At 53.4% G+C, this 25,841-nt stretch carries 22 protein-coding genes; 11 read left to right on the top strand and 11 right to left on the bottom strand.

Translation table 11 applies throughout. The features are described 5' to 3' along the window. Nucleotides 1-62: 62 nt before the first annotated feature. The 5 genes from B9K09_RS04575 to B9K09_RS04555 form a co-directional block, all read right to left on the bottom strand. A complete protein-coding gene (locus tag B9K09_RS04575; protein WP_087515717.1) occupies nucleotides 63-1,124 on the bottom strand; it encodes a hypothetical protein in 1,062 nt (353 codons plus the stop codon). A gap of 21 nt (nucleotides 1,125-1,145) precedes the next feature. After that, nucleotides 1,146-4,958: a hypothetical protein gene (locus B9K09_RS04570; protein ID WP_087515716.1), complete on the bottom strand. Its 3,813-nt coding sequence runs from the start codon at nucleotides 4,956-4,958 to the stop codon at nucleotides 1,146-1,148. Beyond that, nucleotides 4,955-5,758 carry a DUF4123 domain-containing protein gene (locus B9K09_RS04565; protein ID WP_157699326.1) on the bottom strand — a complete coding sequence of 268 codons (804 nt, stop codon included), beginning with the start codon at nucleotides 5,756-5,758 and terminating at the stop codon, nucleotides 4,955-4,957. Before B9K09_RS04565 ends, B9K09_RS04570 begins: the two co-directional genes overlap by 4 nt. Then, nucleotides 5,755-7,836: a type VI secretion system tip protein VgrG gene (locus tag B9K09_RS04560; protein ID WP_087515714.1), complete on the bottom strand. Its 2,082-nt coding sequence runs from the start codon at nucleotides 7,834-7,836 to the stop codon at nucleotides 5,755-5,757. Before B9K09_RS04560 ends, B9K09_RS04565 begins: the two co-directional genes overlap by 4 nt. Nucleotides 7,837-7,952: 116 nt before the next feature. Further along, nucleotides 7,953-8,468 carry an Hcp family type VI secretion system effector gene (locus tag B9K09_RS04555; protein ID WP_087515713.1) on the bottom strand — a complete coding sequence of 172 codons (516 nt, stop codon included), beginning with the start codon at nucleotides 8,466-8,468 and terminating at the stop codon, nucleotides 7,953-7,955. Between the two features lie 410 nt (nucleotides 8,469-8,878). Between B9K09_RS04555 and B9K09_RS04545 the strand changes: the two genes are divergently transcribed. The 6 genes from B9K09_RS04545 (at nucleotide 8,879) to B9K09_RS04520 (ending at nucleotide 14,277) form a co-directional block, all read left to right on the top strand. After that, a complete protein-coding gene (locus tag B9K09_RS04545; protein WP_087515711.1) occupies nucleotides 8,879-9,280 on the top strand; it encodes a hypothetical protein in 402 nt (133 codons plus the stop codon). A 188-nt stretch (nucleotides 9,281-9,468) separates the two neighbouring features. Then, complete coding sequence (locus B9K09_RS04540) at nucleotides 9,469-10,050, top strand: alpha/beta hydrolase (protein WP_087515710.1); 582 nt, start codon at nucleotides 9,469-9,471, stop codon at nucleotides 10,048-10,050. A gap of 181 nt (nucleotides 10,051-10,231) precedes the next feature. Further along, nucleotides 10,232-11,524, top strand: a complete 1,293-nt coding sequence (gene hmgA, locus B9K09_RS04535) for a homogentisate 1,2-dioxygenase (RefSeq protein WP_087518979.1) — start codon at nucleotides 10,232-10,234, stop codon at nucleotides 11,522-11,524. A 398-nt stretch (nucleotides 11,525-11,922) separates the two neighbouring features. Beyond that, nucleotides 11,923-12,717, top strand: a complete 795-nt coding sequence (locus B9K09_RS04530) for an outer membrane protein OmpK (protein WP_087515709.1) — start codon at nucleotides 11,923-11,925, stop codon at nucleotides 12,715-12,717. 135 nt (nucleotides 12,718-12,852) lie between these two features. Further along, nucleotides 12,853-13,698: a DMT family transporter gene (locus B9K09_RS04525; protein ID WP_087515708.1), complete on the top strand. Its 846-nt coding sequence runs from the start codon at nucleotides 12,853-12,855 to the stop codon at nucleotides 13,696-13,698. Between the two features lie 102 nt (nucleotides 13,699-13,800). Beyond that, entirely contained in the window at nucleotides 13,801-14,277 is a 477-nt protein-coding gene (locus tag B9K09_RS04520) for an LEA type 2 family protein (protein ID WP_371917445.1), read from the top strand. Nucleotide 14,278: 1 nt separating this feature from the next. Here the strand turns inward: B9K09_RS04520 and B9K09_RS04515 are convergent, their stop codons facing one another. Further along, nucleotides 14,279-15,364, bottom strand: a complete 1,086-nt coding sequence (locus B9K09_RS04515) for a GGDEF domain-containing protein (protein ID WP_157699325.1) — start codon at nucleotides 15,362-15,364, stop codon at nucleotides 14,279-14,281. A gap of 942 nt (nucleotides 15,365-16,306) precedes the next feature. On the opposite strand from B9K09_RS04515, the gene B9K09_RS04510 reads away from it, so the two are divergent. Together B9K09_RS04510 and B9K09_RS04505 are read left to right on the top strand one after the other, a co-directional pair. Beyond that, nucleotides 16,307-16,645, top strand: coding sequence for a zinc ribbon domain-containing protein YjdM (locus B9K09_RS04510; RefSeq protein ID WP_087515705.1), 339 nt, complete (start codon nucleotides 16,307-16,309; stop codon nucleotides 16,643-16,645). A 188-nt stretch (nucleotides 16,646-16,833) separates the two neighbouring features. After that, complete coding sequence (locus B9K09_RS04505; protein WP_087515704.1) at nucleotides 16,834-17,559, top strand: ABC transporter substrate-binding protein; 726 nt, start codon at nucleotides 16,834-16,836, stop codon at nucleotides 17,557-17,559. 30 nt (nucleotides 17,560-17,589) lie between these two features. On the opposite strand, the gene B9K09_RS04500 is transcribed toward B9K09_RS04505, so the two are convergent. The 5 genes from B9K09_RS04500 to B9K09_RS04480 all read right to left on the bottom strand — a co-directional run bounded on the left by B9K09_RS04500 (nucleotide 17,590) and on the right by B9K09_RS04480 (nucleotide 22,241). Then, nucleotides 17,590-18,117 carry an AAA family ATPase gene (locus tag B9K09_RS04500; RefSeq protein WP_087515703.1) on the bottom strand — a complete coding sequence of 176 codons (528 nt, stop codon included), beginning with the start codon at nucleotides 18,115-18,117 and terminating at the stop codon, nucleotides 17,590-17,592. Further along, nucleotides 18,114-18,680: a nicotinamide riboside transporter PnuC gene (pnuC, locus tag B9K09_RS04495; RefSeq protein ID WP_087515702.1), complete on the bottom strand. Its 567-nt coding sequence runs from the start codon at nucleotides 18,678-18,680 to the stop codon at nucleotides 18,114-18,116. Before pnuC ends, B9K09_RS04500 begins: the two co-directional genes overlap by 4 nt. A 310-nt stretch (nucleotides 18,681-18,990) precedes the next feature. Then, nucleotides 18,991-20,487, bottom strand: coding sequence for a CoA-acylating methylmalonate-semialdehyde dehydrogenase (locus B9K09_RS04490; RefSeq protein ID WP_087515701.1), 1,497 nt, complete (start codon nucleotides 20,485-20,487; stop codon nucleotides 18,991-18,993). A gap of 111 nt (nucleotides 20,488-20,598) precedes the next feature. Further along, nucleotides 20,599-20,895 (bottom strand): cupin domain-containing protein, encoded by a 297-nt coding sequence (locus B9K09_RS04485; protein WP_087515700.1) that lies wholly within the window; start codon nucleotides 20,893-20,895, stop codon nucleotides 20,599-20,601. Beyond that, a complete protein-coding gene (locus B9K09_RS04480) occupies nucleotides 20,895-22,241 on the bottom strand; it encodes an aspartate aminotransferase family protein (protein WP_087515699.1) in 1,347 nt (448 codons plus the stop codon). Before B9K09_RS04480 ends, B9K09_RS04485 begins: the two co-directional genes overlap by 1 nt. Before the next feature lie 121 nt (nucleotides 22,242-22,362). Here B9K09_RS04480 and B9K09_RS04475 point away from each other — a divergent pair, with 121 nt between their 5' ends. The 3 genes from B9K09_RS04475 to B9K09_RS04465 all read left to right on the top strand — a co-directional run bounded on the left by B9K09_RS04475 (nucleotide 22,363) and on the right by B9K09_RS04465 (nucleotide 25,808). After that, a complete protein-coding gene (locus B9K09_RS04475; protein WP_087515698.1) occupies nucleotides 22,363-23,283 on the top strand; it encodes a LysR family transcriptional regulator in 921 nt (306 codons plus the stop codon). Between the two features lie 259 nt (nucleotides 23,284-23,542). Next, complete coding sequence (locus B9K09_RS04470) at nucleotides 23,543-24,466, top strand: aldo/keto reductase (protein ID WP_087518978.1); 924 nt, start codon at nucleotides 23,543-23,545, stop codon at nucleotides 24,464-24,466. 40 nt (nucleotides 24,467-24,506) lie between these two features. After that, nucleotides 24,507-25,808 carry an NTP/NDP exchange transporter gene (locus B9K09_RS04465; protein WP_087515697.1) on the top strand — a complete coding sequence of 434 codons (1,302 nt, stop codon included), beginning with the start codon at nucleotides 24,507-24,509 and terminating at the stop codon, nucleotides 25,806-25,808. Nucleotides 25,809-25,841: the final 33 nt, after the last annotated feature.

Genomic DNA, 25,841 nt, shown 5'->3' with positions numbered 1-25,841 from the left:
GACAGACCCCATTTAATCAGCGAACACATGATCGGCCCCTATTAAGCCCTCTTTCTGCTCGATCAGTCCGCATACTCAACATGCTGCGCCATTAAGTTGGGGCGGCTTAGGGTGTCGATACCGAAGATGCGGCCAGACATCTCTTTGAGTTGAACATCGAAGGTTTCATCGTCCATGTCGATCCAGTAACGCGCCGGGCGATTAATCTGCTTATCGTGCTCAGCACTTACCGGGTCAAGGTGTCTGGACTCTTCGAAGCATGGCAGCTCTGGCAGAGGACGAGTGACATCCATGTAGTTCTGCAAAAAATCCCAGAGCGCAAAAGCCAGGTTCGGCGTGCGATCAGCCGCAACAAGCGAGGCGAAGTTAATGGTGATATCGCGATAACGGTGGGCCATATACAAAAAGTTCATCGGCAAACCTTGCCGGTCTGGCGAGGTACGCAAATACGCATCGAACTCGTAGAACGGTGCGGTGAGTTCACCTATCGTCCCGTTCTTTTTATATTCACCGTTATTGTCATAGTCAAACACGGTAACCAACCCCGTTCGCCGATTTAACTCCCAAATTGGGCCGCGAGAAGGTTTGAACCATAGCTTGGGAAATTTATGGACAACTAAATAGCCGAGCCCCCAGCAGAAAAGTGGTATCCCTAGAAGAAGGCCATAAAAAGATGCACTATCAATAGCAACTGCCAACCATGACTGTTTAGTTTGGATAACCTCTACAAAATACACAAAAACAGATAAAACTAAAAAAAGATAAAATGAAAATCGCCCCCCCCCAAAAAGATACAACCAAAAGTGCGAACGCTTGGATAAAACAGCATAGCGAAAACGTTCATGATCATATAGCCAATGTAATTCGGCTCCTTCCAAGGGGCCTTCTTTATAAATACCTAAAGCTTTCTCCTCTGCCTTCTCTTTATCGGCTTGCTCCCAAAACCGCATACTTTTTGGGGTTGGGTCAGTCATGATACTTTCCGGGGCCACATCTTGAGTGCGCCCCCAAGGCAAACGAGTCGCTCCGAGTTTACGTAACCAAGAACGCTCAGTTGAAGCGGGCTGGTCTGGGATATTCGCTGGGTTATAAGCCGTGCTGGCGTAATAGGTCTTATCGGTCATTGTGTAAGGGGTATCCAAAACTTATTCACTGGCCCAGAAGGATTGCTCGTCATCGCTAAAGTCTGGTTGCCTATTGGCCTCGCTCTCCAGCACCTGCGTTTTGGGTGTAGGCGCAGGAAAGTACCAAGTTTTGCCATTGGCGTCAGTTAATCCGAACTGCGCTTTGACTGCCACACTGGATGTAGTCCGGTTTAAATAGCCCCCTTCTGAGCTGGACTGGGCGGCTGGGGTAGTGAAGTAGAGCTCCAAGGCATTAGGCCAAGCGCGCTGGGCCAATGGTTCAACACGTGGGCCGACCAAGGAGCTTTCTACCGAGGCTGCGTGACTTGAGGTTGAAGTGGTGGTACGCATGCGACATTCGGTTTTAAGGTTAAGGCTGCCTAAGCTCCCAACCAAACCTGGTAAGTTACTCTCGATACGGACCACGGTATTCGCGGCCCTAATTGGGTACGGCAATTCTGCGTTGACATCGAGCTTGGCACTCGCGTCAAAGTCCAGATTTTGATTGACCTGAATGCGGATACCAGCAAATACCCCGAGTAACCGGTAGAACGCCTCTTCTGGATCACGCAAATATGCGGTGATTGAACTATCGCTGTCGCTGAAAGGGCCATTGGCCATCCAGTCCTCAACAGGCGTACTGCTAAGCCAATACGCCACACCAGCACCTGAGGCTATCAAAATTAAAGCCACCCAGCCTAATGGTGTAAGGCCCAGTATTGATGAAGCAGTGATTAGGGTGGCACCCACTCCTGTTAGCGCCCCGCCAGCCATTAACAGGTAACCCCACATGGCATCATCACCCCACTGAAACGCATACCAAGCGTCGTAGAGGTTTATGCCGAGGAAGATTAGGCCTGCTATCGTTTGGCCTATCAAACGACCAGTGAACTCCTTAGCAAATCGCTTCCCGAGTGTAGTTTTAAACATCCGCTTGGCAGTGTCTTCAGATATCGTAAACAACACTTTTCTGGCAGAGGCTAAGATCGACTGATTACTCACAAACTTCACAGTCAATGCTTCCATAGCAATAACTAAATCCAGTCCTGCTCCCAGGCTTCCTCCTCGTGCACGCCACGTCCCCTTTTCTGCGCCAGTTGTTTGATATGCATTCAATTCAGTCCGCACATTCCAAAGCTCCAACATCAACACCCCTACTGCAAAAGGCGTTGAGTTGAGTACCCGATAAGACCTGGACCCACTGCGCGCATCAAGCTCGTCAACTGCTTGCTGCAATGCGCCTTCGGTACGCGCGCTACGCACTTGGGCCGCCTGCGTTTGCGCTGCAGCTTGGTTCACCTGATTGAACTGTTGGTTCAGGGTGCTAATCATCCTGGCGGTTGCATCGGTTCGCGCAATTGCCACCAGCATGTGGTCGCTGGTTTGGGTGAGTCCGGCACGCGCGGCCTGTCGGCCATTAGTGGTGGCCAGAAGATTACCTTCTGCGTCCTGGTACTGGCCGTACATGCGTACAGACCGATTAGCTCTGGCCTCCGGCAAATCCTCAAGCCCGAAAATATAATACTCCCGGGTATTTACATTGCCGCGCCGTATAAACATCGCGCCGCTAAAAGCTTGTGGCAGAGTGCTGCGCATTTGCCCAAGCCCCTGTCCATGCAAGCGCACACTTGCTTGTCGGCCTCTGCTGGCAAGAGCTGCGCGCTGCTGGGCATAGGCTTCATTGGCTTGGGTGTGATTGCGTGCTGCAGCTTGAGCACCCTGCTGCGCAGACCGCGCCTCAACATGGGCGTTATCTACCGATCCTTGAGCGGTATTAATCGCGCCTTGAAGCCCTTCATAGATGCTCATCAGGGCACTTGCTCCAGCCTTGAGCTGCGCAGTGAGAGTGCTGTTCAAACTACCCGCGGCCATCAAGCTAATCAGTGCGCTTGTGTCCAAGGTATCTTCCGGCTTGGCTGCAGGAGCATCCTGGGTTTCAAACTGGGCCAGTTCAGTTGCTCGAAAATGCCCGTCACCTTGGTTCTCTTCCTTCTGCGCCGGGGCCTGGTAGGGAGCGCACAACGACTCTTGATCGCAAGTTGGCCAGATCATCAGGTTTAAAGGATGCTGAGAATTGTTTGCCACCTCACTGAGGAACGCCTGACCTTTGCTAGCCGTGGGGCTGTACGAACTGATACCCGTAAGCGCATCAGTCAGATCAGTATTGACCGCGAGCGGATCATATTGCGCGGGGCTCGCAGCGAGCCCTGCAAACAATTGGCTAACAGCATAAAAAGCAGCGAAGTAATCAAACCCGTCAAGACTCAAGTGATCGGCAAGGGTTTGCTGAAATTCGCTCTGCCCCAAGTAATCACTTAGGTTGTCTTGTATATACGCCAACTCTCGCCAGAGCATAATCCGCTCGGGGGTCGCGGTATAACAGTTGATATCACGCTTGCCTTGTTCATTAATTTTTTCCAGCGCTTCATGCAGAGGATTGCGTTGCCCTTGCAAACTCCTCGGTACAACCAGTTGCTGCAGTAATACTGCACTGCCGTGATTGGCATGCTGCGCAGCGCGCTGAGCACATAGCGGAAGTGTTTGTTGAAGGTCCGTTATACGCGCTGCCAGATGACGCATGCGATGCATAGGGTCATCCAGTAATACACCACAGAGTTGACGGTTGCGCGCAGCACTCAATACATCAGCTACCGCTGGTTGAGCCTCCCAAAGCGAAGGGGCTGGCTCGTCTTCAGCTGCGTCACTGGTGGCGGGCTGCGAACGCTTGACCAAATCTGTCAAGCAGGTACGCCACGCCTCAAGCTCAAGCAGGCGTGTGTCTTGTTGTGGCGCCTTCTGTTCGCAGCTATCGAGGTAGCTCTGAGCCGTCTGTTTGCTCTGGACCGGGAACTGGCCAGTAAGGTCGCAAATATAGCGTCCTGGGTGATTCAAGAGCCATTCATAGTCAGGTTCACGAACGCGCTGTGGTGCGGGCAAACTTATCGGAAACGCATGGTCTCCAAGGTTAAGCCTTACGACTCGCGCTTTACCAACTGCACTCTGATTGGCGTAGTCGCGCACATTAAAAGCTGCAAAGGCCTCGAGCATGTCCTGACCATTTGCCTGGCCTTCATACATACCCTTGAAGCTGCGTTGAGACACCCGCAAATCTGGGCGTTTGCAGCGGGCGTGAAGTATGTCCTCATCTTGTTCCAGTCGTTTGAGACGAGCTGCACTCAGTTGTACTTCAGAAAAGCACAGTTGAATGTCGGTAGGCTGGCGGTTATTCCACTGGGAAGGCAGCCAAATATCCTCTAAAGGTTGGCCTGTGGCTTTACGCGCACCTTTTTTGAATCCGTTAACCTGCCGGTAACGCTCAACATTTATGTCGTGATAAGTGGTTTTATCACCCTCTATCCGCACCTCAAGCTCACGCCAAAGGGCATTGCGATAAAACACATAAATAAAGCCGCTACGCACTGAAACTGGCGTGCCCAGATCATAAAAACTTTTGCTGCCGGGCAAAGCCGTCATTGGCACTACAGGGACTATTTGGTTCCACTGCAGCTGATGTTCATCTTGGCGCGGCGTTGGGCGCATGTCGTCAAGTAAAGGCAGGCGAATGGGGCCACCTTCACTTGCCGCGATTTCTAGCCATAGGTGACGGTTGGGTTGCCCCTCCCAGTCCCACACATGGAGCACACTGCTGAATGTCGCACTTTCTTGATACTCAGGTTTGTCCTGCTGGGTTAGCCACTCTTGTTGCTCTTGGCCAGTCTCATCATAAATGACCAGACGCTGACTTTGAGGATGGTCCTTTCCCACTACTTGAATAATAAGTTTGGCAGGTTCGCAGGCAGCACCTGCACTAAGTGAAGATACAGTTGCGCTCATGCGTAGCTTTCCTTGTCGGTCGCATTGCCTTTCAAACTTTGTTCCAGGTAGCTCAGACGAGCTTCATCACTACCTGACGGCAGCGTGGCAGGTGCTGCTATTTCTCGGTAAGTAGTGCGAATATCGAGATACGCGCTCAGCGAATCCGCTGAATAAAACTCACTATTCATGCCTTCTTGCAGATAGGCAAAGGCTTGATCGAAAGAAAGTTGAGACTGTTTTTGCCACCAGTGAAACAGAAATTTCTCGGTTTGCTGACGTTGCAATGCTTCAGTTTGGCCCTTGCCCAAAAATAGAGCGCTAGATGTGGCCGGTACTCGCCATTGCTCAGCATCTGGGTTTTCTTGATTAACCCACTCTGCTTGCTCTACAGCACTATCGCGCCACGTTTCAGCGAACCAAGAGAGCGCACAAATCGGTCCAAGCCACGTGACAAGCTCAGTTGAATCAAGGGACGGGAAGAAATAACTGGCTGTTCGTGGATGGGTGTAACGCAGCACACCTTTGCGCTCACCATCAAAACCAACGAACAGGATATGACGCAGGTGTCGCAACACCACTTGCAAAGACTGAGTGCTATCGACCTTCAAACCGACCCAATCATTTGGCTGCGCAAAAAACTCAGCAGCAATAGACGGGTTTTGCGCAGCACTGATCAGTAAAGGGCTTTGCTCGGCATAAGGCTCCAGTTCAGTTTCGTCGAACAGTCGATATGGATCTGGGTTTTCTCCAAGACGGTAAAGTCTCTCTGGTAGATCATCGGCATATTCCAGCAACAGCCAACTTTGTAAATCTGTCATGCACTCGCCCCTGCATTCATCGCTGCTCTGCATGGACAGTCAGCCAGCGGGCACTGCAATGGAGTTCCGCCAATCGGTTTCTGACACAACTCTACGATTGGAACATCCTCACGCAAACGCTGCTTAAGCAGCGCGCCAGGCACATCCGCATCAGCCGCCTTAACCTTGCCCGGCAACAACGGCGCTGCGCCACTGCCTTTGCCGGGGCTGCCGCCGCTGTTGGATTTGATGCTTGGGCCGACGAGGGTGACGCCGCTGGCGTCGAATTTGATAAAGCTGCCGGAGGCTTTGAAGGTCAGTTCGCTGCCTGCTTCGAGCACAACTTTCAGGCCACTGGACAGGTGGATTTCATTGCCGGCCTTGATGAACTGGCTGGTGCCGATTTTGATGTGCTGGTTTTGGCCAACGGTGATGTGGTCGCTGGCTTTGACATCGGTCTTGCGGTCCGCGCGGGTGGTGCGGTGCTCTTCGGCTTTGAATTCGCTATAGCTGTTGGCCACGATCGTGTCGTTGCGTTCGTTGCCGATACGGATTTTCTGGTCGTGCTCGACGTTTTCGTCCCAGTCTTTTTGCGCATGGACGAAGATTTGTTCTTCGCCCTTTTTGTCTTCGATACGCAATTCATTAAAACCACCGCCGCCCGGTGAGCTTAGGCTTTTGAACACGCTGCGGGTTTTGTTGGCAGGTAGCTCATAAGGCACCGGGTTTTCTTTATGGTGCAAACAGCCGGTAACCAGCGGTTGATCCGGGTCGCCTTCGAGGAAGCTGACCACTACTTCCATGCCGATTCTCGGTATGGCGATGGCGCCGTAGTTATTGCCCGCCCAGCTTGAGGCGACGCGCAACCAGCAACTGCTTTTGTCCGTGCCGAAATCGGCGCGGTCCCAAAAGAACTCAACCTTCACCCGGCCATACTGATCACAGTAGATTTCTTCACCCACCGGGCCGGTTACGACTGCACTCTGGCTGCCGAGGATACGCCGTTTAGGATGCTGCAAGCTGGGCCGGAAAGGCACCGTCCAAGGCGTGGCTTTAAAGCGATTGCGATAGCCTTGCTGGAAGCCATCAGCGGCTTTGGTATCACTGGTTACGGACTCCTCCAGCACTTGCGGCTGCTTGCCTTCGTGCTCGATTTCAGTCAGCAGCCAAAGGTCGTTCCACGCCGCGCGAGGGTGATCGGTAAACGCCAGAAAGTGACCGCTGACCAGCAAGCTTTGATCACCCTCGCCTTCGGCTAATTGGTAATCGTGACGGTGACGCTCCAGCGCACGTTGGCTGAGATGCTTGCCGCGCTCGCGGTCAACAAAACGGCCCGGATAATCGTAGTCTTCAAGGTCGGGCTTGAACTCACTTTTGACTGCCGCTTCCAAGGTCATACGCGGCTTTTCGAAGTCGTAATCGCGGCGGGTCACCCGACTGGTACGGGTTTTCACACGCACGCCGAAACGCTTGATCACTGGTTTGTCGGCGACCAGGCCACTGTCTTGTTGGTAGGCGGTGGGCTCAAGTTTGAGGAAGGGTGCCTGGTCATCGCCAAACACCAGCATGTGGCCTTGGGCGCTGTGCTGAAAATGGTAGTGAATACCTTCTTCCTCGCACAGGCGCTGAACAAAGTGCAGGTCAGACTCGTCGTACTGCACGCAATACTCGCGCTCGGGGTAAATCGAGCCGAGTTTAAATTGGTAGGCGTCAGCCTGAATGCCGTGCTCTTCAAGCACTTGGCTAATGATCTGAGCCACGCTCAGGTTCTGAAAGATACGCTGATTAACCCGCTGCGACAGGTAATAAAGCTGGGGTCGCAAGCTGATGTGATAACGGGTCAGACGCTTGCCGGATTCGCCTTGGGCAATGCGGTAAATATGCCCATGGATGCCATTGCCGGCCTGAGACAGCGCAAGAAATGCTGGCTGATGCAGAAAGCTTTCGAGGTCGAGGTCTGGACGCTCGCTGACCAGTTCTAACTCAAATTCGTAAGGCTGGCTGATCGCCTCGCGGCCCGTGAATTCGAGCACCTGTAAATCGTGGCTAAGGCCTTCAATATTCAGGCTGAAGTGGGTCTGGTTAGCGGGGGCGAACATCCGTTGTTCCTCTTTTCAGAAATAAGTTCGGCCAGTAAATCTGGCCGAACTTGTTGCACAATCGTTTAATCAAGAAACCTCTGTACAAGACAGCGAATGCAGAGGCCTCTAAGGGATTAAGCGATTGGGGTGCGCCAGTCATCCGAACCCGAAGTGCCTGACACTTCGTGGGTCCAAACGATTTTGCGGTAGGTGAAGTACACGTCTTCCAGGTGAGTGAAGTGAGCCATGTTTGGATCCTGGCAGTTCGGCATACGCGACTGCACATCAACGATCACAGCATCTTCCAGCTCGATGGTGAAGTAGTGCTCTTGAGTACCAGTCGAAGAAGTGCGGTACCACTCAAGACGGCACTTGTTCAGACGCTCGCCAGAAGTCAACGAGTTGAAAATCAGCGGCGAAGCCTTGTCGAAAACCTTGGTGATCATCAGAGGCTTGTGAACGCGCTGGCCAGTCGGCTGACCGGACTGCGGGTCACGTGGGATGATGACTTGGTGGTTGAAACCTTGAACCAGAATCTGGTCTTCATGACCTTCCTGGAAGATGTTGCCGACCGAGTCTTCGGTGAAAGTGCCGGCAGTGATTAAACCTTGTTTTGTGCCTTCGAGGGACAGATACGCAGGTGTTGGCATGAAAGCTCTCCTTGCCTTGGGTCATGGATCGAAAAGATGATCCGGTGGCAAAGAACATACAAAAGGCATGCCGACTTTTAAAAAAACCTTTTAATACAGGCAGTTATAAATATTTAAGGTAATAAACCTCAGATTTATAGATAAAAAACCGCAAAAACTATGCAACTTCTTGCGCACCGATGTGCAACTTCTTGCGCACTAACCTACAGGCCTTTCAGGCCGCTGGCTGCGGCTGATAAAACTGGGATATTCGATCAATTGCTGTGCAGAAAACTGCGCAATCCACTCTCACTGAAATGCAGGCAATGATCACCAGAAACATACCCGGTAAAATCATAAACTGAGTGTTTTTTGTGCAACTGCTTAAGCTGATAGTCAAGCGCCCTACTACGCCTTTATGATCGGACACCATGACCGCATCCTTTACCACTCGACAACCTTGCCCGCCCGGCGCTTGCGACTGCGGGCGCGAGCAACTGGAGACTACTCCGGGAGCGGATGTACGCATCCTGCGATTAACCCGCCAGGAAGAAAAACGCTTGATCGAGCGCCTGGAAAACATCCAAAGCCTTGATGACCTTGAACGCATGCAAATGCGCATCTATGAGCAGCTAGGTGTACGCGTGAGTGTAGCGCCCGGCTTTAACGAGGTGCGCAGCATGCGCGGCCTAGCCATTGAAGTCACCGAAATTACCGGACTGTGCCGCAAAACTCGACAGTCGATTCCAGCGGCCATTCGTCGAGGGCTGGAGAAACACCCAGAAATTGCCTTCCGTCTGCTTGATAGCCACGACTTACTGCGCGACACCTAGTCAGACGCTTAGCGCATGCGGCTCTGACCGCTGCAAGTGGAGGTGAGGCTGGTGACTGGAAAGGTCGCGTATTGTTGAAAAGAATCGTGCAGAACCAAAAAAGCATAAGAAAATAATTTTTTATTCTTTTATATCGCTAAAAATATTGCCTACTCTGCGCAGGTCTCACACCTTCATGAGCCAAGCAGATGCCTGAGCAAGCTATCCGTTACCTAATCATTCCAGGCTGGCATGGTTCGCCTGATGAGCACTGGCAAAGTCATTGGCAACGCGTGTTGCCGAACAGCAGCCGGGTCGAACAAGACAACTGGCAATACCCACAAAAATCCAGCTGGGTCGAACAATTGCATGCCGCTATTGCTGATGACACGAGGCCGGTAGTGCTCATTGCTCATAGCTTGGGTTGTGTCACGGTGGCCCATTGGGCGGCGCAAGCGCCAAAGCAACTGGTTAACCGCGTGCTGGGAGCCCTGCTGGTAGCTCCTGCCGACGTAGAGCGACTGAACTGCCCTGATCCACTGCGCAACTTTGCGCCTATCCCAAGCGCCAGGCTGCCCTTCCCTAGCCAGCTAATTGGCTCAGACAACGACTCGGCAGCCAGTCCTGAGCGCGCCCTTCAACTGGCGCAAAATTGGGGGAGCGAAGTGTCTATTCTGCGGGGAGTCGGGCATATCAATGTGTCATCGGGCCACAACCGCTGGGAGCAAGGGTTTAGTCACCTCTACCGTCTTCAGCGCCAGTTAGAACAAAACATCCGGAAAATAGCTTAGTCCTCCCCACGATACAGCCTGCTCACTACGCGGGCACCGTCCGCGCGCGCCTCTAAAGAACATTCATACATTGCTGAAAACCCTCTAAGCCGGCGGTTTCAGGCGCTGACTTATGCGCTGTTTGACGCCCAGCATATCCAGAGTTACGCTTATCGTAATTCAATTACACAAAAATAAAACCATGAACACTGACGACCTCGCCTACTTATCTGGCTTTGCCAATCACTTCAGCAGTGAAGCGCTGCCCGGTGCGCTGCCGATTGGCCAGAATTCTCCGCAAAAAGTCCCTTATGGTTTGTATACCGAACTGCTCTCGGGCACAGCATTTACGGTGCCCCGCGCAGATTCACGACGTACGTGGATGTACCGCATCAAGCCGTCGGCCAATCACCCGGCGTTTAAGCGCATGGATAAGCAAATTAGCGGTGGCCAACTGGGCCCCGTTACGCCTAATCGTCTGCGTTGGAATCCGCTGGAAATACCGGAACCGGCGACTGATTTCATCGACGGTTTAGTCACCCTTACCGCAACGGCCGCTGCTGATCAGGCATCCGGAGTCAGCGTGCATATCTACCGGGCTAATTGCTCGATGACGCGCGTGATGTACAACGCCGATGGTGAGTTGCTAATCGTTCCTCAGCAGGGCCGCTTACGCATTGCTACCGAACTGGGTTTACTTGCAGTCGAGCCACTTGAAATCGCGGTAATCCCTCGCGGGATGAAGTTTCGAGTGGAACTGCTCGATGCCAGCGCGCGCGGTTATATCTGTGAAAACCACGGCTGCGCCCTGCGCCTGCCTGATCTGGGTCCGATTGGCAGCAATGGCTTGGCCAACCCACGTGACTTTTTAGCGCCAGTCGCGCACTTTGAGAACAGCGACGAACCCGTCCAATTGGTGCAGAAGTTTCTCGGTGAATTGTGGGCAACGCAGCTCGATCACTCGCCGTTGGATGTGGTCGCGTGGCATGGCAACAACGTGCCGTACAAATATGATCTGCGCCGTTTCAATACGATCGGCACGGTTAGTTTTGATCATCCGGACCCATCGATTTTCACCGTCCTGACCTCACCGAGTAACACGCCGGGCCAAGCCAATGCGGACTTTGTGATCTTCCCTCCGCGCTGGATGGTTGCCGAAAAAACCTTCCGTCCACCATGGTTCCATCGCAACCTGATGAATGAGTTCATGGGATTGATCAAAGGCGCTTACGACGCCAAAGCCGATGGTTTCTCGCCGGGCGGCGCCTCACTGCATAACTGCATGAGTGCTCATGGGCCGGACAACACCACCACGACTCAAGCCATAGCTGCGGATTTGCAGCCGCATAAAATCGATAACACCATGGCCTTCATGTTTGAGACCTGCAATGTGCTGCGCCCAAGCCAGTACGCGCTGCAGTGCCCGGAGCTGCAGGCTGATTACGATGCGTGCTGGTCTGGCATGAGCAAGACCTTCAATCCCAACCAGGCTTGATGCTTGACCCACCATAGACTCAGGCGTTTCTGAGTCTATGGACCCGCCACCACTTCTCGCTTGACCTCTGCACGCGACCCGCTAGTATGCCGCGCGCTTTCTCATCATTGCCTCAGTCCTTAACGCAGACATAACAGCTGCGCGGGGCGACAACGTGCGCGTGGCAAATCTCGCCCCAAATTGAGGCAAAACTGTCCTGTCAGTCAGAAAAATACTGTCAATGAGGCGCAGACGGTTGATCACTATGTGAGCAAACACCGTTAAAAACGCTCAAAAACCGATTTTTGAGCGCAGAAAACCCAAAAATCAGTAATTGGCTTCGTTTTTGCTCTAGAACCGGCAGCCTGACCGAATAGACAGGTTTAAAACTATAACTCTGCGCACCAGGAGCACCATCGATGAACCGTTTTCTCCCAACTCTGATGTTAGCCGGCGGGCTTCTGGCGGGCGGCCAGGCTGTTGCCGGTGATTTAATGCAATGGCAAAACAACAGCTTCACCTATCTTTACGGCAAGAATTTCAAGGTTGACCCGGAAGATCAGCAAACGGTGACATTTGAGCACGCCAGCGGCTGGAGTTTCGGCGACCTGTTTTTCTTCGTCGATGGCATCACCTACAACAGTGCCGAACGTAATGGCGCGGGTGACTCAAGCACTTTCTACGGTGAATTCAGCCCACGCTTGTCGTTTGGCAAACTGTTCAATAGCAAATTGGAATTCGGTCCAGTCAAAGATGTGCTGCTGGCCATGACCTATGAGTTTGGCGAAGACGACACCGAGTCCTACTTGATCGGCCCAGGTTTCGACCTGGCTATTCCAGGTTTCGATTATTTCCAGATCAACACCTATCTGCGCACCACCGATGGTAAGCGCGATGGCGATAATGTCTGGCAGATCACCCCAGTTTGGGCCTACACCATCCCTGTCGGTAATTCAGACATCCTGATTGACGGTTTCATGGATTGGGTTGTCGATAATGACAACAGCTATCACGCCAACCTGCACTTCAATCCCCAGATCAAATACGACTTGGGTAAAGCCATGAACTGGGGCGACAAGCAACTTTATGTCGGTATCGAATACGATTACTGGAAAGACAAATACGGCATCGATAACGACAGCTATCTCGGCGATACCATCCTTGATGGCACTAACCAGAGCGCTACCAATTTCATCGTAAAAGTGCATTTCTAACCGCACCAACGCGCAGACCAGTACACGGTTGGTCTGCGCGTTTTACATCCTGCTCACAGCGCCTAGGCCATCTATCCAATGCCGCTGCCGACACTTGTGTGATTAGATGAGCACATCTGCATACAAGGGCTCGACATGTCTTCGCGTACTCTGCTGCTTACCGCACTGGCGATGCTGGCATTTGCTGGTAACTCGATTCTTTGTCGACTCGCATTGAAAGCCACTGAAATAGATGCCGCGAGCTTCACCAGCGTGCGCATTGTCGCGGGCGCAATCACCTTGCCGATCATCCTGCGCTTAAAAGACGCCGCACAGCCACTGACCGGCAGTTGGCCAGGGGCTCTGGCGCTGACGACTTATGCGGCGGCCTTTTCATTCGCCTATATCAACCTGGATGCTGGCAGCGGTGCGCTGCTACTGTTTGGTGCAGTCCAACTGAGCATGATCGCCTGGGGCTTTTATCGCGGTGAACGCTTTGGTGTGGCCACTACTGCCGGCTTGGCCCTGGCACTCGTGGGGCTTGTTGCATTACTGCTACCCGGAGCCAATACGCCTGTACTGAGTAGTGCCTTGCTGATGTTGTTATCTGGAATGGCTTGGGGCGCCTATTCACTGATGGGCCGCGGCGCTATTGACCCACTGGCAACAACCGCCGGGAATTTCTTGCGGGCAGTGCCGATTGCGTTAATCATCAGTGTTGTTTTAATTAGCCGCTCGCAGTGGGACACTGCAGGCGTAGGCTACGCGGTGCTGTCAGGCGCACTCACATCTGGCGTCGGTTATGCGATCTGGTACAGCGCATTACGCGGTTTGAAGTCCTTCCAGGCGGCCACAGTCCAACTGAGCGTGCCAATATTAACTGCGCTAGCGGGCAGTTTGTTGCTCGGTGAGGCGCTGACATTGCGCCTGCTACTGAGCTCAGCGGCAGTGCTCGGTGGTATCGCCATAGTTCTTGCGGCCAAACAGCGCAGCACAGCCTAAATAAATATTTGTGGTCTATCACTATGGCGCTGCATGCTGTGCGCCAGCCAAATCTTTGCATAATTGAACGGAACCTCAGCCATGCTCAGCATCACCTCCTCCATTCGCGCGCTGCTTCGAGCAGCTCTGGCCAGCTTTTTTATTATCAGCTTGGCGGCCTGTAGCAGCTTGAGCCCCCATGACCCGGTAAAAATTGACCTCGTTGGTATAGAGCCATTACCCGGCGAAGGTCTGGAAATGCGTTTTTCGGTAAAGCTACGGGTACAAAACCCGAATGACAGCGCCATTGATTACAACGGTATTGCCCTGGACCTGGAAGTGAACGATCAGCCATTGGCCAGCGGTGTCAGTGATCAGAGCGGACAAGTGCCGCGCTTTGGTGAAGCGGTTATCAGTGTGCCGGTGACCATCTCAGCGTTTTCGGCAATGCGTCAGGCAATGGGCGCATCGCGCTTTCAACCGGGCCAAGGTTTACCTTATGAGCTAAGTGGCAAGTTTGCTGGCGGCCTGTTCGGCACCTCCCGCTTCAGTGATTCAGGCACATTGACCTGGCCAGACCCAAACAAGCTGGCACCTTGAACTAGCTCGGCTGCGGGTCACTTTTAACCACGCAATTGCGACCCGCCTTCTTGCCCTCATAAAGCGCTGTATCAGCACGCTTGATCAAGTCAACCAGTTGTTCTTTCGGCATCAGCATCGCCACGCCCAAGGTCAGTTGCATCTCAAGCGCAACATCGGGTGTTTGCAAGGTTGCCGCAGCAACCTCCGCTCTTATCCGCTCAGCCACTTGCATGGCACCGGATAGGTCTGTGTGTGGCAATAAAATCAAAAACTCCTCACCGCCCCAGCGACAGCAGCTGTCCGAATCACGGGCAATCATGAGGATCAGATCACTGATATGCCGCAAAGCGGCATCTCCAACGGGGTGGCCGTGACGATCGTTGATCATTTTAAAATTATCAACATCAGCCAGAATCACTGACAGCGGGTACTTCTGACGCCAGCTTAGTAAAATTGCCTGCTCCGCCAGTTGTTCCATTCTGCGACGATTAACCAACTGTGTCAGAGGGTCATAAGCCGCCAATCGCTGCAGCTCGGACTGGATCTGCGAGACAGTGACAAAGTGGGTAAAGGTCAATAAAGATATCGTCACGAAGCAAATCAGCAAGTTCAAAACACGCAGCTGTTTCAGCGCCTCCGCGCTCAGAGGACTATTCGCACTGCCACGTATTTCGAGCTCGTATACAAACATGCCAACGGCCATCATCAGACAGATCAATACCTTGAGCTTAAGCCCGATGCGCCCGGCGAATATCACCAGCGGAATCAGCGCCATAGCCAGATAATGAAAGCCTGCAAGTGAGCCGAAGTGCTCAGAAAACAGTATGAGATAGGCCGTAACCGTTGCAAACAGCACGAGCACACTGGGTAGAAATACTGCGAATGAACGTTGCCGCGCGCACAACGGATAGAGTGGCAACTGAACAATCATTGCCAAAAGGCTGAACTGCCACCAATGGCTTTGGTTAAGCCATAGCAATATTGCGTGCAGTGGATTCACCACCATTATGATGAGAATGCCCCTCTGCACAAAAGAGCGGAAGGTCATCCTTATAAAGTCAGTATCGAGCGGGTCTCGCTCTATGCCAGATAAGAAAGATGACATACGCGTGTTCTCCTGCAATCCAATAGCAGCTGGCAGCGCCAGCATGGATACGACATCTGTACTAGCAGCGAGTACTTAATCGCATGCAACCGTTGTCAAACCAGCTCATACAGAAGAATCGACTGGGATGAGGCAACCAAACAAGTGAGAACACGCTTTATTTTTAGCCCCGCAGAGAAGTGCGATGCTAAGAATTACGGTGGCAAACATAATCGTAATAGCCATTGCTGTGACAATCCTTTGTTACGTTAGTAGCGCTGCTCGCAGCCCCTGAGTGAATGCACTTCAGCAGTTCCAATCGAGCGGCCTGGAAAAGCTGGAAGCGCGAATCAATTGCTCACTCACAGCACGGAAACTTCCGTATTTCCGCCTCTTTCTTCTTGCCGTCCGTCGCTTGCTACCATCGGCTAGAAATTCTTTAGCTGAACGTCAGAATTACTACCCGTATTACTCAGCAAAACTTCAAGCTTCAACGTGTGTAATGCAACTATATTCCTTAAGCACTATTTTGCTATTTAAACCGTCTAGTTTGAGTAATTAAAACAGTCCGTTGAAGTCTATTTACAAAAGCTTTCTGCGTAGTTTTGTACGTAGCTTTCCGCGTTGATACTGATATTTATCACGAATAAAAAAACTCATGACGCTTATAGAGTAGCCCAACCTCAACCATCCAAACCTAACCAAAAGACTAAGAGCCCACGAAAAAGTTCTGCGCCAGATATTTTAGGCCAATCATCGCAGAGCTCCCAAAGGCCCGGCCCAAGCGGTTAGTCCACACATAGCGGCCGCTGTCATCATGCCAAGCGGTTATGAGCCTCGCATGAAAGGGATTTCCCAGCCTGGTCCAACTCAGAACAATCCATATCTGCGTTGATAACCGCAACCCCGACAAAACCCTATACAATATACGGCCATTTAACAGACTGAACCCGAGGTCGCTTCGTGAGCACTCTGCCACCATGCCCCAAATGCAACTCTGAATACACCTACGAAGACGGCACCATGCTGATGTGCCCTGAATGTGCCCACGAGTGGTCAGCAACAGCTGAAGACACGCCTGAAGATAATAATGTGATCAAAGACTCTGTCGGCAACGTTTTGCAAGACGGCGACACCATCACCGTGATCAAAGATCTTAAGGTCAAAGGCTCATCGCTGGTAGTCAAAGTCGGCACCAAGGTCAAAGGGATTCGCTTGTGCGACGGCGATCACGATATTGACTGCAAAATTGACGGCATCGGCGCAATGAAACTCAAGTCTGAGTTTGTCAGAAAAGTTTGACCCACCACCGAAGCGGGCTCGAACTCTTCAGCCCGCACAGGTATGGCTCCCAGCAGCCGCTCTGTTCACAATTCTTGAATTAGATCCGGTCTTCTCCAGCGCAAACTGCACATATTCGCCAGCATTAGCTAGCCTCTGTACGTATTGCAAATTGGCTTAATCCTACTTAAGGCCAGTTGGAGCTCACTATGCGCTACCTGTTTATTGGTCTGTTGCTGTGCCTCAGCGTGTCAGCATATGCGGCCCCATTGCTGGCGGTTGCCGATGAACAATTTGCGCCCTACAGCTTTACTCAAGCTCATAGCGAAACACCAATAGGCCTGGATGTTGACCTGGTAAGCGCAGTTCTGAACGAAGCAAAGCTGGATTTCAGAATACGTCTGTACCCTTGGCAACGCGTTAAGCAAATGCTTGAGCAGCATGACGCCAATCTGGCATTTGCTTTTGCTGGTACAGCAGAGCGCAAGGATAAAAACCTTCTTGTAGGCCCGTTACGTAGCGGCTCTACGGTATTTATGACGACCCATAAAACCGCCATCACTGATTGGCAAAGCCTCAATGACTTAATGCCCTATGTGGTGGGTCAAGTTCGAGGCTATGCCTATGCCACAAACTTTGACCATGCAGAGCTTTCGCGGGACACCAGCGCCAAAAACCCCAGACAATTGGTATCGATGCTATTGGCAGGCAGAATCGACATCATCGTCGGAGACAAAACTCAGCTGATGTATTTCGTGCATGAGCAAAACTCAGAGTCCAAGGTTCGAATTTTACCGCGCGCACTGGTCGAAATGCCGCGCTACGTTGCCTTCAATAAAGGCGACGAACAAAATTCACAAAGATTCGCGAGCGCACTGCAACGCTTGAAAGATAACGGCGAACTGCACGCTATCTTTCAAAAATGGCAACACTAACCTGAAACCATGTCCCACAGACGCAGCCTCTTAGCTCTGCGCTAACCATTGCTGCACACTGCTCAATGCGTGTTGTTGGCGCTCCGACCAGTTACCTTGCAGGGTGATATATCGCTGTTGGTGGCGCACTAACCAGTCGCGACATTGTTCAAAGAACTGCACACGCTCAGCCAATTGCGGCTGGCAGCGCTGACCATCGTCAACCCAAGGCACACCTTGTGGGTCGAGCAGTAGGTTCAAATCATAGCGGCGCGCTAACAGCGCATCTTCTATCCACGCCGGGCAATCGCCAAATAGCTCACGGCTCCACAACAAATTGCTCAGCAGATGAGTGTCGAGAATCAACAGTTCAGGCCGCTCGGCGCGGGCCTTATCTTCCCAATCAAGCTGCCCCAGAGCGATGGTTGAGATGTCTGCATAACATGTGTCGCGCTGCTGTTGATCAATGAAATAGCGCACATACTCGCCAACCACGATGCCGCCAAACTGCGCCTGCAGAGTCGCTGCCAGCCAGCTTTTACCGGTCGACTCTGGCCCGGTTAGCACCAACACCTTCATGCGTATGCAAACTCAGGCGTTCGCCGCCAGCTGCGCCAGCCTTGTACAGCCAACAATGTGAACAGCGCATACAACCCAGCCGTCAGGTACAGCTCCTTGCTGATGAACAGGCCGACAAAGATAACGTCAACAATGATCCACAACGCCCAGCACTCCAGACGTTTCTGCGCCATCCAGACTTGTGCAACCAAGCTGAACGCGGTCAGTGCTGCATCCAGCCAGGGCGAGGCCGCATCGGTATGAGTCGCCATCACATAACCCAGAGAGACACTACCCAGCGCACCCAGTAAGAGGCTGCTGGCCAAGGCTTTTGCGCTCAAACGACTGATCTGACGACCGTTATGATCGCCGCCGCCATGAGTCCATTGCCACCAGCCGTAGAGTTGCAGTGCGGCGTAAACAACCTGCAGTAGCATGTCGGAATAGAGCTTTACTTCGAAGAAGATCCAGCTGTACATCAACACCATCACCAGCCCAACCGGCCAGCACCAGATGTTCTGTTTAACCGTCAGCCACACGGCAATTACGCCGAGAGCGGCGGCTACTAGTTCAAGGGACGACATACAAACCTCAGAGACAGAGCAGCTGTGCGCCACGCTGTAGTCTTATAATTTGCCGATTGTATCCAACTCTGCAAATCACTGCGCGTGCATCACTCAATGCGAGCCCTTGGCGTACAGCTGGCAGCTAACATGTGTAATCTCCCGGCAGGGTACGACAACGCGCTGCCCACCCGATCGAGTAGGGTGTGACAACGCGAAGCTTGTCCACCAGCGTTCAAAAACCACAGATAAAAAAGACCCGCCAGATGACGGGTCTTTTTATTTGCTAACGGTTCAGTGGCTGCTCAGGCAGCCCTGAAACACGCGTTTCTTAACCGTTGCTTGGGAACGCAAAGGAAGCGGCTTCATGGCTAGCACGTTGTGGCCAGCGCTGGGTGATTGCTTTGCGACGAGTGTAGAACCGCACACCGTCTGGACCGTAGGCGTGCAGGTCGCCAAACAGCGAGCGCTTCCAACCGCCGAAGCTGTGATAAGCGACCGGCACTGGCAGCGGCACGTTGACGCCAACCATGCCGACTTCGATTTCGTCACAGAACAAGCGTGCAGACTCACCGTCACGGGTGAAGATACAAGTACCGTTGCCGTACTCGTGATCATTGATCAGTTGCATGGCTTCTTCGAGGCTGTTGACGCGAACCACACAGAGCACTGGACCGAAGATTTCTTCCTTATAAATGCTCATCTCAGGTGTTACACGGTCGAACAGACAGCCACCGAGGAAGAAACCGTTCTCGTTGCCTGCAACGCTATAACCACGACCGTCGACAACCAATTCCGCACCGGCTGCAACACCCGCATCGACATAGCCCTTGACCTTGTCACGGTGAACGCCAGTCACCAGTGGGCCCATGTCCAGACCCGCTGAAGTGCCAGCACCGATTTTCAATGCCTTGATCTGCGGCACCAGCTTTTTAATCATCGCATCAGCAATTTGATCGCCTACGCAAACGGCAACCGAAATAGCCATGCAACGCTCACCGCACGAACCGTAAGCAGCGCCCATCAATGCGCTAACAGCGTTATCAAGGTCGGCATCCGGCATCAGCACCGCATGGTTTTTCGCGCCGCCCAGTGCCTGAACGCGCTTGCCGCGCTTGGTGCCTTCGGCGTAGATATATTCAGCAATCGGCGTCGAACCTACAAAGCTCAAGGCTTTGACTTCTGGCGCTTCGATCAGCGCATCAACCGCTTCCTTGTCGCCGTGCACAACATTCATCACACCTTTTGGCAAACCGGCTTCTTGCAGCAACTGAGCGATATACAGCGTCGAGCTTGGATCGCGCTCGGATGGCTTGAGGATAAAGCAGTTGCCGCAAACGATCGCCAGCGGATACATCCACAACGGCACCATCGCCGGGAAGTTAAACGGGGTGATACCGGCCACTACGCCGATGGGTTGGAAGTCGCTCCAGGCATCGATATTCGGACCCACGTTGCGGTTGTATTCGCCTTTGAGGATTTCTGGCGCGCCGCATGCGTACTCAACGTTCTCGATACCGCGCTTCAATTCACCGGCGGCATCTTCAAGGGTCTTGCCGTGTTCTTCACTGATCATCTTCGAGATGGCGTCTTCATGCTGCTCAAGTAGTTGCTTGAAGCGGAACATGATCTGCGCACGCTTGGCGGGCGGCGTGTTACGCCAAGCCGGGAAAGCAGATTTGGCTGAGTCGATTGCTTGCTGAATAGTCGCGCGATCAGCCAATGCAACCTGATGAATAACCTCGCCTGTAGACGGATTGAACACATCAGCGGTGCGGCCAGTGCCAGCAACTGCCTCGCCATGGATTAAGTGATTAACTACGCTCATGGAATTCTCCGTTAGCAACTATGTTAAGGGGGTCGGCGTTAAGGGGGTCGGCTAAATCCAACCCGCTAAGGTAAGTGACGTGAGGGATCGCCCGTAGCGACCCCAAAAAATCTACTGCGCTGCTTTAATCTCAGTCTCGACAAACACCACTTCGTGCTCGCTGGCGTTGACCACATTGTGCTCAACGCCCGCTTTGCGAAAGTAGGCTTGGCCAGCCACCAAGGTTGCATGCTTATCGCCCTCAGGCGTTTCCAGCAGCAGTGTGCCCGCAGTCATTGGCACCACCACATAATCGTACGCATGACGATGGGCACCGGTTTCGCTGCCCGGCGCAAACCGCCACTCAGTCACGATAACATCGCTGTTATCAACCTGAACGGTTGGCACCGCCTGCATACGCTTAGGCATTAATCGACACCTTGTAGCGCTTGGCCGACGGCATCAAATACCCGGTCGAGGTCTTCACGCATGGCATTGAAGGTTGGGCCAAACTGCAGGGTATCGCCACCGAAGCGCACATAGAACCCAGCTTTCCATAGAGCCATGCCTGCTTCGAACGGACGAATAACAGCATCACCATCACGTGGTGCCAACTGGATGGCTCCAGCCAGACCGCAGTTGCGGATATCCACAACGTGCTTAGCGCCTTTCAAGCCATGCAGCGCATTGGCAAAGTGCGGTTCGATTTCTGCCGATTGCTGCACCAGGTTTTCACGCTTGAGTAACTCAAGCGAAGCCAGGCCCGCCGCACAGGCAACCGGGTGCGCCGAGTAGGTATAACCATGACTGAACTCAACCATATGCTCGGGCGATGGCTGGTTCATAAAGGTTTGATAGATTTCGTTAGATGCAATCACTGCGCCCAGCGGTACCGCACCATTGGTGATCTGCTTGGCCGTGTTCATGATGTCTGGTGTCACGCCGAAGTACTCAGCACCCGACCATTTACCCATGCGACCGAAGGCGGTGATCACCTCGTCGAAAATCAGCAGGATGTTGTGCTGAGTGCAGATCTCACGCAGACGCTGCAGATAACCCACTGGTGGTACCAGCACGCCAGCTGAACCCGACATTGGCTCAACGATGACCGCGGCGATGTTCGACGCATCATGCAGTTCGATCAACTTGAGCAGTTCATTGGCCAGCTCAACGCCACCCGTTTGCGCCATGCCCTTGGTGAAGGCCATGCCCGGTTGCAGGGTGTGCGGCAGGTGATCGACATCCATGAACTGACCGTACATTTTACGGTTGCCGTTGATACCACCGAGGCTGGTACCGGCAATGTTTACCCCGTGATAACCACGGGCACGACCGATGAACTTGGTCTTGGCTGGCTGACCTTTCAAACGCCAGTAGGCTTTGGCCATTTTCACTGAAGTATCAGCACACTCGGAACCAGAGCTGGTGAAAAACACATGATCGAGACCAGCAGGCAACAAATCGGCAATTTGCTCGGCCAGCTGGAATGACAACGGGTGGCCGTACTGGAAACCTGGCGAGTAATCGAGTGTGCCCAGCTGCTTGGCAACCGCTTCCTGAATTTCTTTGCGCGAGTGACCGGCACCGCATGTCCACAACCCTGAAAGGCTGTCGTAGATTTTGCGCCCCTTGTCATCCGTCAGCCAGCTGCCTTCGGCAGACACAATAAAACGTGGGTCGCGATGGAAGTTACGGTTGGCGGAAAACGGCATCCAGTGAGCATCCAGCTTGAGCTGGCTGGTCAACGGAAGAGTAGCGGTCTGGGGCATGTTCATGGGACGGCCTCGCTAGAAGACAATGTTCGGACGTGAAGTACGCTTGCCATCAAAGGTGCCACGGGCATAAAGTTGGTAAAACTCAACTCTTCATATCTTTAGATAACCGGCCACTAAACTAATGAGCACTCGCCGCCCTGATCCGCTCGCCCAAGTCAGCGATTTTGATATTCGCCTGTTAAAACTGTTTCGTAGCGTCGTTGAATCCGGCGGTTTTTCGGCTGCCGAAAGCGTGCTGGGCATAGGCCGCTCAGCAATCAGCCAGCAAATGAGCGACCTCGAACAGCGTTTGGGCCTGCGCCTCTGCCAGCGGGGGCGCGCCGGTTTTGCCCTGACTGAAGAAGGCCGTGAGGTGTTTCAGTCAACTCAGCAATTACTCGCCGCGCTGGAAAGCTTCCGTACAGAGGTCAACGGCCTGCACCAGAACCTGCGTGGCGAACTGAATATCGGCTTGACCGACAACCTGGTCACCGTGCAGCACATGCGCATCACCAACGCCCTTTCGCGACTCAAGGAGCGCGGCCCGGATGTGCGGGTCAATATCCGCATGACGCCACCCAGCGAAGTGGAACAAGGCGTGCTCGACGGGCGCTTGCATATTGGTGTGGTACCGCAATCTGGCGCCCTTTCGGGACTCGACTACCAGCCCCTGTACGATGAGCGCTCATTGCTCTATTGCGCAGTCGGCCACCCGCTGTTTTATGCCGACGATCAACTACTCGACGATGAGCGCTTGAACACTCAAGACGCTATCGCCCCAACCTTTCGCTTGCCATCAGAAATACAGACGCACTATCAAGTGCTCAACTGCACCGCCAGTGCCTCCGACCGCGAAGGCATGGCGTTCCTGATTCTGACTGGGCGCTACATCGGCTACTTACCCGACCACTACGCCAGCGCATGGGTGCAACAAGGACGCCTGCGCGCGTTAAAAGCTGACTCACGTTTCTATGATTTGAATTTAGCGGCAGTGACCCGTAAAGGTCGTCGTCCGCACTTGGTGCTTGAAAGCTTTCTCGAAGCGCTGGAAGCCGTCAGCTGAACCTGCTTCAGAGGTTCAGCCAACACCCAGCAGATTTGATTGTGACTGGAGAATACCTGCCCGGCCGCGGTGGTTTGAAAGCAACCACCTTCAAGCGGTGACGCCGCTGGAAGCGCAAACGGTAAACACTGAAAGGGTTGCAATCGCATAAATCGACACAGCCAGTAACAACTCGTTCAGTCCTGCGTTCTATGGCGGGTAGTCATCAGACTATGATTCTACGATGCGCCTGCTGCGCACCATTCACCAGGAGGACCCCATGTCCAGCCGTCGCCACTTTATCCAGCGCAGCGCTGCCTTGCTTGGTTTAGCCGCCGCAGCGCCTTTGCTACCGAACTTCGCCTTCGCCAGCGAGCCCAGTCAATTACTGCGGCGCAAAATACCGGCCAGTGGAGAAATGCTCCCGGTTATTGGCATGGGCACCTCGCGCACCTTTAACGTAACCCCAAATGAAGCAGGGATTAACCCGCTTGATTTGGTCATGCGCAACTTTATCAACGGTGGCGCAACGCTTATCGATACCGCCCCAAGCTACGGCACCGCCGAGGCCGTCACCGGCTTGTTACTCAAACGTATCGATACCCAGCGCAAGGCATTCCTGGCGACCAAACTATCAGCAACCAGCCGCGACAATGGTCTTGCCCAATTCAACTCCAGCCTGGAGAAACTACAGACCGACAAGGTAGCTCTGCTGCAGGTACACAACCTGCAAGACACCCAGACTCAGATGCAGTTGATGGGCGAACTAAAAGAGCAAGACAAGATTCGCTACACAGGCATAACCCACTATCTGGAGTCCGCGCACGACGACTTGCTCGCGGCGCTGAAGAAACACAAACCTGACTTTGTTCAACTCAATTACTCGATCGGCGAACGCAATGCCGAGAAATACCTGCTGCCGTACTGTGCCGATAACGGCATTGCCGTGCTGGTCAATCGACCGTTTATGCGCGGTCAACTACTCAGCAAGATGAAAGGCCAGTCGTTACCGGGTTGGGCGATTGATACCGATGCAACTTCATGGGCGCAGCTGCTGCTCAAGTTCATCCTCGCGAACCCAGCGGTGACCGCAGTGCTGCCGGCCACCTCAACGCCGCGCTACGTCACCGACAACATCAAGGCAGGCATGGGCCGATTGCCTGATGAGACGTTACGCGAGCGGATTATTCAGGCATTTAGCTGATGGCCACGCCGCACACCCGTTTTGAACCCTTGCCGCGCTTATGCTGAGGGTTCAACAGCTAGCCAGTGCCATTAATGCAAAACCCCATGAGCTGCTGGCAGCGCTGAGCGGCTTTGCCTTGTTTCTGTGTCTATTCAGCGGCTACTTCATGCTCCGCCCGATTCGCGAAGCGATGGGCATCGTTGGCGGTGTGGAAAATCTGCAATGGCTATTTAGCGCGACGTTTGTCCTGATGTTGATTGCCGTGCCGTTGTTCGCCTGGCTCAACTCGCATGTACCACGCGAACGCTACATCGATTGGGTCTACGGTTTTTTCATCCTGAATCTATTGGGCTTCGCAGCGCTATTTAGCTGGGTCGAGCGCGACGTGTGGCTGGCCCGCACTTTTTATGTGTGGCTGTCGGTCTACAACTTGTTCGTGGTTTCCGTGGCCTGGAGCCTGATGAGCGATGTCTTTGACAGCCAGCAAGCCAAGCGCCTGTTTGCCTTTATTGCGGCAGGCGCCAGTTGCGGCGGCTTGATCGGCCCAGCCTTTGGCGCGCTATTGATTAATGTGCTCGATGAAAGCGGTTTAATGGTTTGTGCGGCGCTACTGCTTGCACTGGCACTCCTGAGCAAGGGCTATCTGATGCGTTGGCGCGCGGTAAGCGGTGCAGGCAGACCGGGCGCCGAACGTAATGAAAACCCGCGAAAACCGGTCCTGGGTAACCCCTTTAGTGGCTTCACTCAGGTGGTGCGTTCCCCCTATTTATTGGGTATCAGCGCATTTGTGATTTTGCTTGCCACCGCCAGTACCTTCCTCTACTTCGAGCAGGCCCGCTTGGTCGCCGAAACCTTTACCGACCGTAACGAGCAAGTCCGTGTATTTGGCCTGATCGACTTTACCGTGCAAGCGCTATCTTTGCTCGCGCAGCTGTTTATCACCGGGCGCATCGCTCAGCGTTTTGATATTCGCGCCCTGCTCGCAGGCGTGCCGTTTTTAGTCTGCCTGGGGTTTATCGGCCTGGCGCTGGCACCGACCTTCGCCGTGCTCGCCGCCTTGATGATTGTACGCCGCGTAGGTGAATACGCCTTCGTGCGTCCGGGCCGGGAAATGCTCTTTGCACCGCTCGATGCGCAGACCAAATACAAGGCTAAGAACTTTATCGACACGGTGGTTTACCGCGCCGGTGACGCCGCCAGCGCCTGGGCCAAGGCGCTGATCGACAACCTGGCTAACGGCGTATTGGTCGCAGCGCTGGCCGGAGCAGTCTGCGCTGCGGTTTGGGGGCTGCTTGGCTGGTATCTGGGTGGGCAACCCAAACAACAAAAGCAACAACCCAAGACCGAAACCGACACTTGAAGATCAAACTGCAACGCATTGCGCTTGCAGTTT

The organism is Pseudomonas sp. M30-35 (assembly GCF_002163625.1).
In the GTDB taxonomy this organism is placed as follows: domain Bacteria; phylum Pseudomonadota; class Gammaproteobacteria; order Pseudomonadales; family Pseudomonadaceae; genus Aquipseudomonas.
This window is presented reverse-complemented; position numbering and strand designations above follow the sequence as displayed.

Bases quoted from the DNA above. Each gene is read 5' to 3' on its own strand.
- B9K09_RS04575 (WP_087515717.1), bottom strand. From the start codon at position 1,124: ATGACCGATAAGACCTATTACGCCAGCACGGCTTATAACCCAGCGAAT.
- B9K09_RS04570 (WP_087515716.1), bottom strand. From the start codon at position 4,958: ATGAGCGCAACTGTATCTTCACTTAGTGCAGGTGCTGCCTGCGAACCT.
- B9K09_RS04565 (WP_157699326.1), bottom strand. From the start codon at position 5,758: ATGACAGATTTACAAAGTTGGCTGTTGCTGGAATATGCCGATGATCTA.
- B9K09_RS04560 (WP_087515714.1), bottom strand. From the start codon at position 7,836: ATGTTCGCCCCCGCTAACCAGACCCACTTCAGCCTGAATATTGAAGGC.
- B9K09_RS04555 (WP_087515713.1), bottom strand. From the start codon at position 8,468: ATGCCAACACCTGCGTATCTGTCCCTCGAAGGCACAAAACAAGGTTTA.
- B9K09_RS04545 (WP_087515711.1), top strand. From the start codon at position 8,879: ATGACCGCATCCTTTACCACTCGACAACCTTGCCCGCCCGGCGCTTGC.
- B9K09_RS04540 (WP_087515710.1), top strand. From the start codon at position 9,469: ATGCCTGAGCAAGCTATCCGTTACCTAATCATTCCAGGCTGGCATGGT.
- hmgA (WP_087518979.1), top strand. From the start codon at position 10,232: ATGAACACTGACGACCTCGCCTACTTATCTGGCTTTGCCAATCACTTC.
- B9K09_RS04530 (WP_087515709.1), top strand. From the start codon at position 11,923: ATGAACCGTTTTCTCCCAACTCTGATGTTAGCCGGCGGGCTTCTGGCG.
- B9K09_RS04525 (WP_087515708.1), top strand. From the start codon at position 12,853: ATGTCTTCGCGTACTCTGCTGCTTACCGCACTGGCGATGCTGGCATTT.
- B9K09_RS04515 (WP_157699325.1), bottom strand. From the start codon at position 15,364: ATGTCATCTTTCTTATCTGGCATAGAGCGAGACCCGCTCGATACTGAC.
- B9K09_RS04505 (WP_087515704.1), top strand. From the start codon at position 16,834: ATGCGCTACCTGTTTATTGGTCTGTTGCTGTGCCTCAGCGTGTCAGCA.
- B9K09_RS04500 (WP_087515703.1), bottom strand. From the start codon at position 18,117: ATGAAGGTGTTGGTGCTAACCGGGCCAGAGTCGACCGGTAAAAGCTGG.
- pnuC (WP_087515702.1), bottom strand. From the start codon at position 18,680: ATGTCGTCCCTTGAACTAGTAGCCGCCGCTCTCGGCGTAATTGCCGTG.
- B9K09_RS04490 (WP_087515701.1), bottom strand. From the start codon at position 20,487: ATGAGCGTAGTTAATCACTTAATCCATGGCGAGGCAGTTGCTGGCACT.
- B9K09_RS04485 (WP_087515700.1), bottom strand. From the start codon at position 20,895: ATGCCTAAGCGTATGCAGGCGGTGCCAACCGTTCAGGTTGATAACAGC.
- B9K09_RS04480 (WP_087515699.1), bottom strand. From the start codon at position 22,241: ATGAACATGCCCCAGACCGCTACTCTTCCGTTGACCAGCCAGCTCAAG.
- B9K09_RS04475 (WP_087515698.1), top strand. From the start codon at position 22,363: ATGAGCACTCGCCGCCCTGATCCGCTCGCCCAAGTCAGCGATTTTGAT.
- B9K09_RS04470 (WP_087518978.1), top strand. From the start codon at position 23,543: ATGTCCAGCCGTCGCCACTTTATCCAGCGCAGCGCTGCCTTGCTTGGT.
- B9K09_RS04465 (WP_087515697.1), top strand. From the start codon at position 24,507: ATGCTGAGGGTTCAACAGCTAGCCAGTGCCATTAATGCAAAACCCCAT.